The sequence below is a fragment of the Prochlorococcus sp. MIT 1341 genome, assembly GCF_034092415.1.
Lineage (GTDB): Bacteria > Cyanobacteriota > Cyanobacteriia > PCC-6307 > Cyanobiaceae > AG-363-P08.
The window spans coordinates 965,813-981,291 of record NZ_CP139304.1 but is presented as its reverse complement, the minus strand read 5'-3'; the positions used below and the strand labels follow the sequence as shown (position 1 = coordinate 981,291).

Genomic DNA, 15,479 nt, shown 5'->3' with positions numbered 1-15,479 from the left:
GGCTGGGTTCAGGGGCTTTCTAAAGCATTCTCAAGCAGCCTGTGGCAAACCAACTACTTGTGTATTGGCCCCTCTAGCTTGTGTTACTCCAATGGTGCGATTTGATGCTCCAATCATGGGACGACGATGACTTACAACAAGAAACTGAGCCTCTTCAGCTTGGCGAGATATTAGTGAAGCTAGTCGCTCTACGTTGATACCATCAAGAAAACTATCTACTTCATCAAGGGCATAAAATGGTGATGGCCTAAATCTTTGCAGCGCAAATAAAAAGCTCAGAGCTGTTAGAGATTTTTCTCCACCTGACATTGCTGCCAATCGCCTAACAGTTTTCCCTTTTGGATGGGCTACTAGCGTTAAACCCCCCTCTAAAGGATCTTCACGATTTTCTAATTGGAGGTGACCATCACCATCCGAAAGGTTTGCGAAGATTTCCCGAAAATGCTTGTCTACAGCATCAAAAGCTTCCATAAATGCCTCCTGTCGGAGAGTCGCAACATTTTCTATTCGAAGAAGCAATTCTGCTCTTTCTTGACTTAAGACTTCTAATTTTTCCCCAAGATCAGCTAGACGATTTTCAAGTTCTTCCAGTTCTTCAAGTGCAAGCATATTGACTGGTTCTAGCTCTTCTATATGGTTCTGAATTTTTTGTATTTGACTTCTGAATTCATCTAAGCTGATTTCTCTGATTTCATTAGGCACTTCAGGAAATTTCTCTGGCAGTTCTTTGCGAAGTTCTTTTACTCTTATCTCACCATTTCTTAATTCTTCCTTCAGGGAAATTAAATCATCTTTTAGGCGTTGAAGATTCCATTTTGCTTCTTGCAATTCCTCACGTTTAGAGGCTAGTTCAGTTTCAGCTAAATCTCTTGACCTGCGCTGTTCACCTAGCCTTTCATGCAAATACTTTTGTTCTTCTTCAAGCTTTTTTCGTCGATCAAAAAGAGTTTTTTGTTGGTCTTTCCATTGAATATGAGCTTTGGAAAGATTTTGGATTGCTTCTTTTAGCCTATTTTCTTCTTTATCAAGAGTTTGTTTTTGATCTTTAAACCTTTCCAAATTAAGTTGACGAAGCCTCTCTTTGTTCATCAACTCATCTCTTTCTTTCCTTACACTTGTTAGAGAAGCATCAGCTTCTTGAAGCTCCAGCTCAAGTTTTTGCCATGTTTCACCACTACCCTTTGGTTTTGTTAAATGTTCATCCTGGTTGATCTTCTCGAATTCAGTAAGAAGAGGCTTTAATTGTATTTTTATTTGCTTGAGTCGAGCTTCTTGTTTCATTTTTTCTGCTTGGAGATTAGTTAACCTCTCAGATGTTTTGCGATTTCGCTCAATAACAGGAGCATTAGCCTTTAGAGCAGTTGCTCGCTCAGCATCTAGACCTGCCTGTCTTTGTTCTAGTTTTCTTAGTAAAGGTCTTAAATGATTTAGCTCTTGATTCTGATGGGCTTCTTTCTGGTGACATGCCACTAGTGTTTCCCCTAGTTCAAGTAGCCTTTTCCTTAATGGTGCTGCTTCATCTTTATCTTGAGTAGTCCCAAATGAGAGACCATTGCCTTTGCGGGAGAAGCTCCCTCCAGTCATAGCACCACTTTTTTCAAGTAGTTCTCCATCCAAAGTTACGGAACGATTTTTCCCAAGTTCCTGCCTAGCAGAAGATAATTCTTTGAAAACTAGAGTTTCGCCAAATACGTATGAGAAGACATCTTCGTAAACTGAATCGAAGCGTACAAGATCAACTGCTTTTCCAATCAGACCTTCAGGGTTTTTAGAAGAGTTGACTTGTTTTGTTCTTAATAGTGCTTTGTTAGAACTTGTTCCAGCTTTTCTTATTCGATTGAGTGGTAAGAATGTAAGTCTTCCTGCACGATTCTTTTTGAGGATTTCGATAGCCTTTGCTGCTATGTGATCGTTTTCTACAACAACTTGACCTAACCTGGCTCCGGCAGCGACTTCAAGAGCTAACCGATGAATTTCATCTACTTCTCCTAACTGAGAGACTGGACCATGAATGCCTTCTAAACCGTTCTTTAAAAGTAATTGCAAAGCACTGGTACCACGACTTTCGTGAAGTGCTTCCGATCGACTTTCTATCCGCGCTATATCTTTCTCGAGCTTGGATTTTTCGTTTTCAAGTCTTATACGTGTTCTTTGCTGTATTTCTAAATTTTCACCTTTTTCTGAAAGTTGTTTCTTTTGACTAGAAATTTTTTCTAGCAGCTCTGCCCATTCAGTTTCTAGAAGATCTAAGTGTTTATGCACTTGCTGATTTTCTTCCTGATCTCTTTTTTGGTCTAATTCAAGTTCTGTTTCTCTATATTGATCTTGGATTATTCGCTCTTGGAGTGTTTGTTGTTCTTCTTGCAAAGGAAAAATTTCTTTTTGGAGACTCTGCCGACGCTCGCTGCGCAATTGTTGGGTTTTGAGTAATTCACCTGATTTTCCTGCTACATCTCCAAGCCTGCGCCGAGAAACTTCAACAGCTGCTAGAGCAGACTTGCAACGTGCTTCTACTTCCTCAAGCTCTTTAGGTGCAGACGACTTGCTGGCATGGTTATTTTCATCCAAAAGGTTTTGTCGCCGGTTTCCAAGTTCATGCCGAAGCCTTTGAAGGCCTTGACCTTCCTCTTTATGTTGTGTCGCTTGACGATCTAGTTCACGAGATTGTGTATCTAGACCAGCCAGCTCAGCTTGAACTTTTATTAGTTGATCTTCACCAAGAGCCTTAACATTTTCTTGGAGTAACTTTAGTTGATTTGCAGCAAGGGTTAACTTTCCCTCCTCAGCAGAAATATTCTTTGCATCTTTGCTTTCTTTTAGTATTAATTCCTGTTGCTTATTTTGAAGAACAACTAAACTTTTTTCTTCGGCTTCAAAAGAAAGTATTTGTTCATGCTGCCGAGCAATTAAAAACTTCTCTTTGAGTTCTTGATATTTGCGAGCTTTAGCGCAGTCTCTTTCTAGTTTTTGTTTGCCGACTATCAATTCTTGTTCAACTATTCGACATCGATCCTCTTTTTCTTGTACAGCATCAAGTTTTTTACGACTTTGTTCTATACGGTTGTCGAAAAGAGCTATACCTGCCAGTTCGTCTATAAGCCCACGTCTATCGCGGTTACTCATGGAGACAATTCTTGTGACATCTCCTTGCATTACTACATTGCTTCCCTCGGGATCAATACGAAGTCTTCTTAGTTGAGTTTGAAGTTGTTGCAGAGAGCAGGGCTCGTCATCGCAGGTATAGCTCGAACTATATGAGCCGCCTGGCATAACTCGCAATCGTCTGGAGACAGTCCATTCTTTCTGTCCCTTTTTAATCCAAGGCCCATCCTTAGGAGCCTCTAATCCTTCTTCGGCTAAATCTGGCTGCCAATCAGTGAGATCAAATCGAACACTTACCAGGGTTTCTGCCGATTTGCCATCACGTAAAACATTGCTATTGACAAGGTCAGGCAGTCTATCGGCTCTCATTCCTCTGCTTGTTGCTAACCCAAGGCAGAAGAGGACTCCATCAAGAATATTGCTTTTACCTGATCCATTCGGACCAGTAACCACAGTGAAATTTTCCTCGAGGGGTATGGTCATTGACCCCCCGAAGGATTTGAAATTCGTTAGCCCGACTTGATTTATGTAAACCAACAGGACTCAGCCTGTGAGCTGTCGAAGATTAGCGAACTTTTCGAGAAACTCAAGACTGATCATTGTTGTTAGGGGAGACCTTGTGTTGTGGTTGATAGGCGACTAATTATTTTGTCAATTTCCAGAAACCCTTGCCATTCCTTGCCTTCCAGATGAATCCTGAGAGGCTTAGATCTATCATTTGGCAGAAATCCCTTGTAAATACCTGTAAGGAATCGTTTTGCTTTCCCTCGACCTCCTGAAACCACACTTTCATCTATGTCTAGCCACTTGAGATTATGGGATGGCAGAAGAGTGCATTGAACGTACTGAGATTCTTTTGAAGGGAGGGTTTTCAGTCGCCAACTGCGACAACTTGTGCCATCTTCGAGGAGAAGATCAAAGTGTCTTCCAATTGGATCATTGGGATCTTCCAGGTGCTCTAGAATCACCCATCTATTTGATTTGATAATCATTAGGAATTTGCGGAAATAAATTTTTCAATATATTGATTCAAATATATAAGATTTCCTTTCCTTTTGTAATTAACCTTGTAAGGTTAATTTGCTAAAAGAAAACGCATTGTTTTTACTATTGCAAGCTTAAAGGGGTAATTAGAGGAGTTAAGTAATCAAGAAAAGGTGATTTATCTTGTAGATTAGCTTCTTGATTAAGCTAAAGTCAATACGTCATAATGGTTATTCTAAGCCAATAGATTTGGTGATGAAAATTACTTCAGCTTCCGCTTTTCTCTATTGCTTCCATTGGAACATGACGCTTTTTTGTTAATGTAATTGCAATAGCCCTTGAGCCAATGCGCTTAGTGTAAATATGTCTTCATATACTTGAATTGTTGTTATAAGCTTTTTCACTTTCAAGGCGACATTAAGCAATGGGTCTATGGGGTAATTTATTCTCACAATTAATAGACAATGGAAGAGCTCTTTTAAGCAAGTAAGAGAATTTAAAAAATTTCACCTAAAACCTAGGTGAGTGAGACAAGTAAATATAAAAATTTAATCAACAACCTCGTGCGGAGGTCCTTGATAAAAATAAAGACAGCTCTGGCTTAATTCTTAGAAGTTGATTTAATGCGTTCCCCTTAGGTTTTCGAGGGCCTGGTAAACCACAATGCAATAGCTAGAAGTCCTGCAGCACCAGCAAAAGCGACCCCCATCTGTTGATTCGTGTTAGGCAGCATGCTTGAAGCAAAAAACAGTGCAGACAATCCGACTTCCATGAGTGAAATTGGGTTAGTTCTGCAAACTTTTAGCACTAGAGGTATTTCTTTGGCGATAAGCTTGAAGATAAATGAACTTTTCACTTAGTTTCATCGGTAGCCCATGGACTTGATTCTTAGGGGAACTTAACGCCTCTATTTGAGTCAAGAACTATTGTTTTGTCTTGGAAGCAAAACGAAAGCAAGGGGTTTCTTTGTTGCAAATATCTCTCTAGGCTTTGAATAATCAAATGGATCAAATGGAATCTACGAATTCCTCACCGCTAGATCCTCAGGCCTCAGTAGAGGCGGCTCCATCGCCAAAGACAAGTTTTTCTGAACAGTCATTTGCTGATCGTTTCGAAAGCCTCTTGCCAAGGATTCAAGAACGTTGGCCGGATGTAGCCAAGCAGACTCTTGAGGCTACTAGAGGCAGCTTTGACGAGATGGTTCGAGTCTTATCTGACCAATCATCAAATAGCTCAACTAACAGGGTCCGAGAGCAGCTTGAAGAGTTAATTGAAACTGCAGGGGAAAGGACTCGTGACTTCGCAGACAGCCTAGAACCTCTTGAAAAGCGTTTAGAAGAGCTTCTCGATGACTTAAACACTACCCTTCGGCCTCGAATAGAAAGGCCTGTTCGTGCTCGACCTCTGCTTGCTTTATGTGTTGCATGTGGAATTGGGTTATTCGCAGGAATAATTCTTTCTGGAGGTCGTAGAAGCTAATGAGTAATCCCAATCGTCCAAGTGGATTAGGTGCAGCTGCTCGTGTCACAGCCTTGGCTGGGTCTGTGATGGATTTACATGTGCGTATTGCACTGCAAGAAGTCGATAGAGAGAAGCGTCGATTAATTAGTGGTGGCGTTTTTCTGGCAATGGGTGGATTTTTAATGTTATTGGCTTTATTTGCTTTAGAAGTGGCGCTTGTAATTTGGATGCAAGCTACTTTTGGTTGGAATTGGGTTTCTTCATTGTCACTTGTTGCACTTGCTGATGTTTTTTTTGCTGGTGTGAGCTTGAGAATTGGTGGCAATCTTGCTAAGGGACCTTATCTGCCAGAAACTCTTGAAGGCTTGTCTCGTACGACAAAGGCCGTAATGGGACGTCCTTGAGCTACTTGATCTCGTATTTAAGCCAACGACAATCAATGCCTCCATTGTTAATGGGTATACGCCTGGAGCACTTAAGCTTTAAGAAACTGCTTAGAGAACGGTCACCACAAAGCAGCCAAAATTGCCAGCCGGATGCTTTTTGTTTAAGAAAGCATCCAAGTTTTTTATATAGAATAGATAGATCTTCATTTTGTCCAGTTCTTTTCCCATAGGGTGGATTGCATACAATTAAACCTGCAGAATCAGGAAGATTAATCTGGTCAAAATCCTTATTTATAATGGTTATATATTTCTCTAGGCCTGCTGCCTTTATATTTGCTTTTGCTTGAAGTGCTATCTCTGGGTTCTTTTCAATACCAATAACCTTTGCTAAGGATGGTTGGGGATATTTTTTAACCAAAACTTTCATTTTTTCTTCTTCCCATATTTTCAAGTTGAAATCAGCCCATTTTTTTACTATCAAGTTACGAGAGATACCTGGAGCTAAATCAATTGCCATGGAAACTGCTTCAATTAGCAGAGTTCCTGACCCACACATTGGATCAATTAATGGCGTTGAATTATTCCATTCACTTAATTTGATTAATCCTGCAGCTAAGTTCTCTTTAATTGGCGCAACTCCCATGGCAGACCTATAACCTCGTTTATGAAGACTATGTTGTGATCCATCTAGACTGAGGATTGAATCAATTTCTCCCAAGTGAAGATGAAGACAAAGGTCAGGCGATTGTGTATTGATTAATGATCGCTCACCCCACATCTTTCGTTGGAGGTCAACCAGAGCATTTTTAACTTGCAATGCTGTGTAGTGAGTATGATTGAGTCCTTTGTTTTTGCCTGAAACATCCACTCTGAAGCTTAGAGAAGGATGTAGCCATTTTTCCCAATCAAAAACTGTTTGTATTTTGTGATACAGAGTATTGGGACTATTGCAATTAAAGCGAGCAATTTCTCTTAAAATTCTGAATGGTAAGCGAGCACGCAAGTAAATTTTGTATAAGCAGGCTGGGTCTGCTGTAAATGAGACACTCCTTCTTAATTGATTAACATTTTTGGCCCCTAATAATTGGAGTTCTTCGGCACCAAGCGCTTCTAATCCCTGTGGGAGTACTGCTAATGCTCTCATGCAGTCCACTAAAGCAGATCCACTGCTTTTGCCGAATTTGTATCTGAGCAAACTAGAGCAAAACAATCACTAACCTGCCAGAATCACCTAGTTCATCATTTGATGAACTAGGTGATTCACACCAATATCTCGGACAGCGGTTCGATTCCGCTCAGCTCCATAAATTTTTTTGGGGCTGTAATGGTTTCGACGGGGTATCAGGAGGGTGACTGAAGCCTGCTCGGTTAGGGCAAATACGTAACAGCGAACAACATCGTTCGTTTCTCCCGTCAGTCAGCCCCTGTTGCTGCCTGACCCTTAGGGGAGATGGGGTTAGATCAGCCTTATCACCCAAATGATCCATGGGGGCTGTGAGGCCCCTCAAACTCACTTGGATTTGGATGTTCAGGCCGTGCTCGACTATTTAGCATGAGTTTTATCCGCAAATATCTGATGTTGTTCTATTAGTACACCAAGTTTTTGAATTGCTCCTTTGACTCTGCTAGGAGACATGGCATAAGACTCAGCAAACAATATCAAACTATTCATTTAGTTCCTTATGAGCTTGTAGGAGCAGTAGAGGAATCAGTTCATCACAAGCCAAATCTAGATCAGTTTGATTCCAATTTTTAGAGTACAATATTGAACTAAAATAAGATTAGATAAGAGTTTTATAGGAGTCACTTATACATTTAAGTCAATTTAGGATAAAAGGTTGAATCAATGAAGATTTTGGCAGTTCAGTTTCATGATTCAACGGTTGGATTGATGTTAAATGAGAACAAGATGTCTTAATAAGGCATCGAAAATGCGTAATGTTTTATAATTTCTATCCAGTTAACATTTTATTGGTGGCAATATCGCGAGCTCTAGTTACGGGGGGTGCCGGTTTTATCGGAGGCCATATAGTGAGAGATCTTTTGTCTAGGGGATTTTCCGTTAGTGTTGTAGATAACCTGAAAACCGGTGACCTGAGAAATATCCCTGACTCGGCAGAATTTCATCAACTCGATTGTGGTAAAGATGATATAGGTTTTCTATTTGATGAACCTTATGATCTGATATATCATTTTGCCGGACAAAGTTCTGTTGAGATATCATATAAAGATCCTTTATATGATCTAAGGACTAACACTGAATCTACAGTTAGAATATTGGAAAAGTGTATAAATTCAGACTCCCATTTGATATATGCAAGTTCTATGTCTGTTTATGGTGGGAACCCACCCATGCCTAAATCAGAGAATTCAAATAGGGATGGATCTAATTTTTATGCAATTGGGAAAAAAGCTAGTGAAGATTATCTCAAGGAATTTCATAAGCTTGGAGTCAAGACCACTAGCTTACGTTTATTTAATATATATGGTCCAGGACAAAATCTATCAAACTTAAGCCAAGGAATGCTTTCTATATACCTTGCGCAGGCTTTAGAAAAAGAACATATTATTATCAAAGGGAGTCTTGATAGGAGTAGAGATTTTGTTCATATTTATGATGTACTTAGATTTTTGAGGGCCATTGAGGGGAATCCCAAGACTTTTGGTGAGGTATTAAATATTTGTACTGGCAGAAAATATACAGTCTTAGAGGTAATTCAAAATATTCAAATGTTATTAGGTAATCACATTACCTATGAGACAAAAAAGGGTACACCTGGAGATATTGACAATATGTTAGGGGATGCCTCTAAACTAATTAGCATTACAAGTATAGAAGCAGAAATAGATCTTAAGTATGGTATAAAAACTATGATCGAATCAATTGCAAGCAACGAGTATTATAGCTGCCGATGACAATATTTTTTGTAACTGGTATTGGCAAGGGAATTGGGAGAAATCTAATCGATGTTCTTCTTTGTGAACCAGGAAGTAGCATTGTCGGAATATATCGCTCTGATATACAGGACTTTGAAAAGTTAGAACCCTTTGCTGATAGGTTATTATTAATAAAAGGAGATAGCTCAGAAGAGAAAGTTCTCACTTCAGCAATTAGTTTAAGCTATAAGAAATTCTATTCATACCCTAATAAGTTTGTAATAAATGCAGGAGTTCGCTGTCGTGAGAACCTTGAAAGGATCAAGGCTGAACGACTATCTTATCTTTGGAAAGTTAATTACTTTGCATTAAGAACTCTTATAAAAGTACTGATTGATAAAAATATCATTAAAGGGATATCTCTTGTTTATGTTTCTTCTATTGTAGCTTCTACAGGTTTTATCGATCTTGACGACTATGGGGCGACTAAATCTGCTTCTGAATCACTTATCAGATCTATTTCTCTAAGATTTCCAGAAAGTAGATTTAATGCAATCTCACCAGGATTTACACGCTCATCATATGAGGAAAAATTTAAGAAGGATAATCATCAACTATATGATTGGACTTTAAGTAGAATCCCATCAGCTAGATGGGCAGAGTGTTCTGAAATATCCAAAGTGATTAAGTTTCTTTTGAGTGAGGATGCATCATATATTCAAGCTCAAGTGTTCACAGTGGATGGAGGTTGGACAGCCAATGGATAGAAAAGAGCTTGTGGTTCTTATACCTTGTAGATTAAATTCAAGGCGACTTTCTAAAAAAGCTTTACGAGTATTGAGTGGTGATAAGACATTAATTCAAATGGTATATGAAAATACTTATAAAGCCCTTTCTGATTTGAGAATAGATAGTTCTTCTATTTTTGTTTGTACTGATTCCCTGGAAATTCAAAGACACCTAAATAATCTGAACATACCATGTTTACTTACAAGTGAGGGCCATAAGAATGGCACAGAAAGGATTAGTGAATGTCTTGACCGATATGAAATTAATGCAAAATTTATAATAGATGTTCAGGGGGATGAACCTTTTGTGTCTTCGAGCATGATTAAGCTGGTTTTGAATAGTCTTGAAGAACTTATGGATAAGCATAAATCCGATCCAGTTATAGTTGTTCCTCATCAAATTATTGGTGAAGATGAAGCCTCTAGAGAAAGTACAGTTAAGATAGTTACTGACAAAGAGGGCAGAGTTTTATATATGAGCAGATATCCTATACCTTACATTCATAAACCATCACCTGATTTAGTCCCAAGCTCTTACAAAAAACATCTATCAGTAATAGGATTTAATCGTTCTGCCCTCATCTACTATTCTCAGTCACCTCAGTCACATCTAGAGAAATTAGAAGATATTGAGCTTATGAGAGCTATAGAAGCAGATATACATATTTTATCTCCCTATTCACCAACTTCTACGTTCTCTATTGACACTTTAGAAGACTTTGAGATGGCGAAAACAATTTTAAATACAGAGTCTTCTATACCATGAGAGTGATAAAAGCCTACGAAAATACAATAGATCAATATGATATTTTCGTATCTAAGGATCTAAATGATTTTACTGAACGATTGGAAGCATTAATCCTTAAAAGATCATCTATTGTTCTATTTATAGACTCCTATGTTCTTAACACTAAGGCGTTTTCTAACCTTAAGGATTTATTTATTCAACTTTCAGAGAAGTATTCAATACCTCTTCTGAAGAAGGTTATGGAGCCAGGTAAACATTCAAAAAATCTTTTGACTATTGATCATTTACTTAATTGGTTAGTTCATCATAATGTTCAACGCGATACTTTATTTATTGCAGTTGGTGGTGGTGTAACCGGAGATATAGTCGGCTTCCTCTCAACAATTTATTTTCGTGGAGTTTCACTTTGTCATTTTCCTACTAATCTTTTGGCTATGACGGACTCTTCTATTGGGGGTAAAACAGCCGTAAATACGACCAAGCATATAAATTCATGTGGTACCTACAAACATCCAGAAGGCACTTTTATTTTTACTAAATTTCTTTCCACCCTTCATGCAAGAGATTTTTTTGCAGGTTTTGCTGAAGTTATAAAAATTTCATTACTGAAGGAAGGACCTCTACTTAAACGCATAATTGAATCTCAAAATTATGGTCCTAATTTGAAATACGAAGAGGAGTTGGTTGAACAAATCATTGAAGATTCAATTATCTACAAACTACATTTCACTAAAGACGATATTACCGAGAAGTCAAAACGCCTATTTTTGAACCTTGGCCATACTTTTGCTCATTCAATAGAGAGTCTTCAAGACCTCACTAATGAAGAGTATTTTAGACACGGAGAAGCTGTATCTTTGGGTTTGATTGCTTCCGCTTTTATGGGCGACATTATTTATGGGACTCAATTAGAGGAAGAAATAACAAATATTCTTTCTTCCTATAATTTACCAATTCGTATTAGCCCAAAATTTATCGAAGAACTTTCTTACAAATCAAAGGATTATTTGCTAGAGAATCTGGTGAAGAAAGCATTGCTTGACAAGAAAGGGCAGAATAGATTACTAAGGATTATATTATTAAGTGATTTGTTTAAACCAAGTATATATACTACAGATGATCGAGAGCTTATTCGGTCTGCTTTTAATAGATTACTTGATGATCCCTAGTTATTCAAACTGAGACGCTATGAGTTTAATTGACTATATCTAGTGAAGCAGTTGATAGATACCATATAAATCTTCTACCCAAATATATTTAGCATTTTTCTAATTGAACTAATACGGGTTCCAAAATAACGATTCACCAAGTAAACAATATAAGTTGGTATATAATTTAGATTTTTAAAGCTAAAAACCGCTTTGTAGTTTAGGTGAAATATCCCGAAGGGGAAGAAAGGAATAAAAGTTGTAGGGTGAAGGGAGTGAACTAGTTTTGAATTTATATTTATATTTATATTTTGCATGACTAAATTGATTTTTGATTCTTTTACGTAGTAATCATGATAAAAAGTTCGTCTTTCTATATTCTCAGGTGAGTAATACTTCCTAACACCGTGAAATGAATTTGCTGTATGTATAAAGACTATCAGTCTATTCGGAATTGGATCTATTAGTACTTTTTCACAAAAACCATTTCGGGAAAATAGAATAGTTTGGCCACCCCAGCCTTTTTCCCATTTACTGCTTACATAGTAAATGGTATTTGCTATATGTCTAAGTTTACCGTTCTCAATACTTGAGTGATCAACATGTGAACCTAAATAGCCTTCGTTCCTAGTTATATGATAAGGGGAGTAACCTGCAAAATTAAGTTTTTCACCCATTGAGACTATATCTAGTAAACCAATTTGTTGAGAAATTATATCTTTAATCTGATCGGAAGCCATTCTGTATATTAACCCTTGGGCATTTTCTTTGCTTAAAATATTTGTATATATTGCTTTGCGTTCTAAAGGAGTCTCAAATTGACGTTGTATTAGATTGCTAGTTTGATTTAATTCATAATTTAATGATTCAAATTCATCTGATGGTAGGAAATTATCAATTATAGCATACGGAAAAGGATCAATTGACCAGTTATCTTTCAGCATTTTTATCGGCTGTAACGATTCCATTATGTACAATAGAGAGGATAGGTTTTAAACTCATAGAATATATAGAAAACTTACGCTTCATGCTAAACATGCAATACTTGACAGCACATGTAAGTGGATTTCATATAGAGTAGCTAGGTAATTAGACCATTAAAATCTAGTATCAAAAAAGGCTTATGATTAATTTATAATGACTGAGCCATCGAAATATTATAACATGTTTCTCGGCTAAGAAGAATATATATTCAAAACTAACCACAAAAATAAATAACTATATTTCAACTTGCTCTTACCTAACTTGAATGAACTAGTTCTTAAGTGTATGGTGCTGAGGTAGATTTCCTAATCTGTTGTGATTGTAACCAATGTCAAAATATTTCTAGCAGTTTTTAAGCAACTTATTTCACCTTCATTCTGGTTCCCATTCCCAACGTTCCAGTTGAATAGAAGTTTTCATGCAATATCTCAACTGTGGTATTTTCGTAATGCATTAACACTTCAAGCAAATATAGCTAGGAAGAAAAATAGAATTCGAGAACTTGGAAACTACTATGAATTTGGAACTTTTAAAGGTAACTCATTAATAACGATGGGGAATCTAAAGAGATTCTTTTCTATTATTTACCCAGAGCTAGATAGTCTAGCATTATTCTCATTTGATTCATTCGAAGGATTGCCTAAGAGTGAGCTTGATCATAATGATCCTGTTTGGCAAAAAGGTCAGTTTTTTGGGAGTTTAGAAGAAGTAAAGAAGAATGTTAGTTCGTACCGTATTAAGGCCAAGTATATAAAAGGCTTTTACTCCGAATCTCTTACGGAAGAATTAGCAATAGAAATGAGTAGGTTTCCTCCTTCAATTATTTTTATAGATGCAGATTTATACTCTAGTACAATTCAAATTTTAAAATGGCTAGATAAGATTGCTTTGCCAATGTCAACTTATATTTTTGATGACATCTGGGCTACAGGAAACCACCCGGAACTAGGAGAGCAAAAAGCAATAATTGAATATAATTCTTTGTCTAATACTCGAGGTTTTCTGATTGAGTCTCCAATATCATTAGGTTCAAAAACGATATTTAGTTTCAATATAAAAAATACACTATCAGATCCAATGTATTCATTGAGAACAAAAGATACTTTATAATTATTAGATCCTAATTTGAAATACGAAGAGGAGTTGGTTGAACAAATCATTGAAGATTCAATTATCTACAAACTACATTTCACTAAAGACGATATTACCGAGAAGTCAAAACGCCTATTTTTGAACCTTGGCCATACTTCTGCTCATTCAATAGAGAGTCTTCAAGACCTCACTAATGAAGAGTATTTTAGACACGGAGAAGCTGTATCTTTGGGTTTGATTGCTTCCGCTTTTATGGGCGACATTATTTATGGGACTCAATTAGAGGAAGAAATAACAAATATTCTTTCTTCCTCTAATTTACCAATTCGTATTAGCCCAAAATTTATCGAAGAACTTTCTTACAAATCAAAGGATTATTTGCTAGAGAATCTGGTGAAGAAAGCATTGCTTGACAAGAAAGGGCAGAATAGATTACTAAGGATTATATTATTAAGTGATTTGTTTAAACCAAGTATATATACTATAGATGATCGAGAGCTTATTCGGTCTGCTTTTAATAGATTACTTGATGATCCCTAGTTATTCAAACTGAGACGCTATGAGTTTAATTGACTATATCAAACTTACGAAAATTGAGCTTACAAACCTTGTAAGTATGTCTTCTTATGAATGGGGTGTTCCAATTAAAAAGATACGAAATCAAGATTTCCTGCACCTGAAAAGTCTTCAAAGGAAGCTTGGTATTTATTGCCAATTAAATCTGAAGTTTTTATATAGCTTATTTCGAACAAAAAAATTATTTTCAGTTAGTGAATTGCCCAGATTACCTCTCATAGCTACTTATCCTATAAGCCTGACGTATATCTCAAATAGTCCTTCTAAAATTGTTGATAAATATTTTGGTTCCTATCAACATTCAACTTCTTATTATTTAGCCATGCTTGATAAATATCATATAAGCCTTTATCTCTTCAAAGAAGGAGACCACAAATTAATCTCGGAAATTAATTTTGCAGATTTAAGCTCCACTTTTCCGCTTAAATCTGTTTTATGGCTTTTAAAGAATTTCAACCCTTTTTCTTTATTGAGGAGCCAATATGAGCTACAAACCAACTTGTATTCTTTGGTGTTATCTTATATAAATCCAACTTATATAGTCTTTCCTTATGAAGGGCAGCTATGGGAAAAACTCTTAATAAGAGTCTCATCTGATTATAATATCACAACTAAAGGCTTTATACATGCCTTAAATATTACGACACCAGAAAATAAGCGTATAAAATTCTCCTCCTCCTATTCTCCAAATCAACTCATAGTTTTAAATCAATATCAATATGATTTTCTATATAAATTTATGAAGTGGCCATTAAATAGGCTAAATATAAGGTCTCTTCGGAAACGACCAAATTCTACAAGCATATCTGAACTTGCAAAGTCATCTCTTCTTTCAGACAAAAATAAGAAGTCGATTCTAATATTAGGTAGTTATTTGCCACAGGAAGATAGTGCAGCATTTGAAATAGTTAGTAAGATTATAAAATATTTTAATTATACGGAAATATTTTATAAGCCTCACCCCTCCCTATCCCTTAAAACTTTAGAGACCCTCTCGGAAACTCTCTCAATTGAAATTAAAATTCAGATAATTGATAAGTTAATGAACTATCCTTACGGAATCATATTATCCCCTTCTTCAAGTAGCTCCTCGATAGAACTATGCACTTCAGGAGTTGATAGGCTTATCATTTATAGAAATTCCTGCTATTTATGTCCGAATATATTTTACCAATTCAATAAGTACATTGAAGTATTAGATGAATCGTCTGGCATCACTAAACTTAAGCAGTTTTTGAAATTTAAAAAGTTTCCTAATATTGAATTTAAATCTTATAATCCACTGATTCTTTTGGAACAGGATATTGCCTGATCACTTTTCAACGAATCTCTT

15 protein-coding genes are annotated in these 15,479 nt (G+C 36.7%); 9 read left to right on the top strand and 6 right to left on the bottom strand.

The window, feature by feature from the left end:
- Positions 1 to 30 precede the first annotated feature (30 nt).
- The 3 genes from smc to SOI84_RS04995 all read right to left on the bottom strand — a co-directional run bounded on the left by smc (position 31) and on the right by SOI84_RS04995 (position 4,942).
- The gene (gene smc, locus SOI84_RS05005) at positions 31 to 3,639 is read right to left on the bottom strand and encodes a chromosome segregation protein SMC (protein ID WP_320673478.1); all 3,609 of its coding nucleotides are present in this window, start codon (positions 3,637 to 3,639) and stop codon (positions 31 to 33) included.
- 68 nt (positions 3,640 to 3,707) lie between these two features.
- Entirely contained in the window at positions 3,708 to 4,094 is a 387-nt protein-coding gene (locus SOI84_RS05000) for a hypothetical protein (RefSeq protein WP_320673477.1), read from the bottom strand.
- Between the two features lie 626 nt (positions 4,095 to 4,720).
- On the bottom strand, positions 4,721 to 4,942 hold the full coding sequence (locus tag SOI84_RS04995) for a hypothetical protein (protein WP_320673476.1): 222 nt from the start codon (positions 4,940 to 4,942) through the stop codon (positions 4,721 to 4,723).
- 155 nt (positions 4,943 to 5,097) lie between these two features.
- On the opposite strand from SOI84_RS04995, the gene SOI84_RS04990 reads away from it, so the two are divergent.
- Positions 5,098 to 5,565, top strand: coding sequence for a hypothetical protein (locus tag SOI84_RS04990; RefSeq protein WP_320673475.1), 468 nt, complete (start codon positions 5,098 to 5,100; stop codon positions 5,563 to 5,565).
- Positions 5,565 to 5,951, top strand: coding sequence for a phage holin family protein (locus tag SOI84_RS04985; protein ID WP_320673474.1), 387 nt, complete (start codon positions 5,565 to 5,567; stop codon positions 5,949 to 5,951). Before SOI84_RS04990 ends, SOI84_RS04985 begins: the two co-directional genes overlap by 1 nt.
- A gap of 1 nt (position 5,952) precedes the next feature.
- Here SOI84_RS04985 and SOI84_RS04980 read toward each other — a convergent pair whose 3' ends face one another.
- The gene (locus SOI84_RS04980; RefSeq protein ID WP_320675365.1) at positions 5,953 to 7,077 is read right to left on the bottom strand and encodes a class I SAM-dependent RNA methyltransferase; all 1,125 of its coding nucleotides are present in this window, start codon (positions 7,075 to 7,077) and stop codon (positions 5,953 to 5,955) included.
- A gap of 399 nt (positions 7,078 to 7,476) precedes the next feature.
- Positions 7,477 to 7,605, bottom strand: coding sequence for a hypothetical protein (locus SOI84_RS04975; protein ID WP_320673473.1), 129 nt, complete (start codon positions 7,603 to 7,605; stop codon positions 7,477 to 7,479).
- A gap of 266 nt (positions 7,606 to 7,871) precedes the next feature.
- On the opposite strand from SOI84_RS04975, the gene SOI84_RS04970 reads away from it, so the two are divergent.
- The 4 genes from SOI84_RS04970 to SOI84_RS04955 are packed head-to-tail and all read left to right on the top strand — an operon-like array spanning position 7,872 to position 11,515.
- Positions 7,872 to 8,849: an NAD-dependent epimerase/dehydratase family protein gene (locus tag SOI84_RS04970; protein WP_320673472.1), complete on the top strand. Its 978-nt coding sequence runs from the start codon at positions 7,872 to 7,874 to the stop codon at positions 8,847 to 8,849.
- Positions 8,846 to 9,577 (top strand): SDR family oxidoreductase, encoded by a 732-nt coding sequence (locus SOI84_RS04965; RefSeq protein ID WP_320673471.1) that lies wholly within the window; start codon positions 8,846 to 8,848, stop codon positions 9,575 to 9,577. Before SOI84_RS04970 ends, SOI84_RS04965 begins: the two co-directional genes overlap by 4 nt.
- The gene (kdsB, locus tag SOI84_RS04960) at positions 9,570 to 10,364 is read left to right on the top strand and encodes a 3-deoxy-manno-octulosonate cytidylyltransferase (protein ID WP_320673470.1); all 795 of its coding nucleotides are present in this window, start codon (positions 9,570 to 9,572) and stop codon (positions 10,362 to 10,364) included. The genes SOI84_RS04965 and kdsB overlap by 8 nt, the downstream gene beginning before the upstream one ends.
- Positions 10,361 to 11,515 carry a 3-dehydroquinate synthase family protein gene (locus SOI84_RS04955; protein WP_320673469.1) on the top strand — a complete coding sequence of 385 codons (1,155 nt, stop codon included), beginning with the start codon at positions 10,361 to 10,363 and terminating at the stop codon, positions 11,513 to 11,515. Before kdsB ends, SOI84_RS04955 begins: the two co-directional genes overlap by 4 nt.
- A 74-nt stretch (positions 11,516 to 11,589) precedes the next feature.
- On the opposite strand, the gene SOI84_RS04950 is transcribed toward SOI84_RS04955, so the two are convergent.
- Positions 11,590 to 12,438, bottom strand: coding sequence for a 2OG-Fe(II) oxygenase (locus tag SOI84_RS04950; RefSeq protein ID WP_320673468.1), 849 nt, complete (start codon positions 12,436 to 12,438; stop codon positions 11,590 to 11,592).
- A 442-nt stretch (positions 12,439 to 12,880) separates the two neighbouring features.
- Between SOI84_RS04950 and SOI84_RS04945 the strand changes: the two genes are divergently transcribed.
- From SOI84_RS04945 to SOI84_RS04935, 3 genes are read left to right on the top strand one after another with little or no spacing between them, the layout of a single operon-like run.
- Positions 12,881 to 13,588, top strand: coding sequence for a TylF/MycF/NovP-related O-methyltransferase (locus SOI84_RS04945; RefSeq protein WP_320675306.1), 708 nt, complete (start codon positions 12,881 to 12,883; stop codon positions 13,586 to 13,588).
- Positions 13,589 to 13,603: 15 nt separating this feature from the next.
- Entirely contained in the window at positions 13,604 to 14,110 is a 507-nt protein-coding gene (locus SOI84_RS04940) for a hypothetical protein (RefSeq protein WP_320675304.1), read from the top strand.
- A 19-nt stretch (positions 14,111 to 14,129) separates the two neighbouring features.
- Entirely contained in the window at positions 14,130 to 15,458 is a 1,329-nt protein-coding gene (locus tag SOI84_RS04935) for a hypothetical protein (RefSeq protein WP_320675303.1), read from the top strand.
- Positions 15,459 to 15,479: the final 21 nt, after the last annotated feature.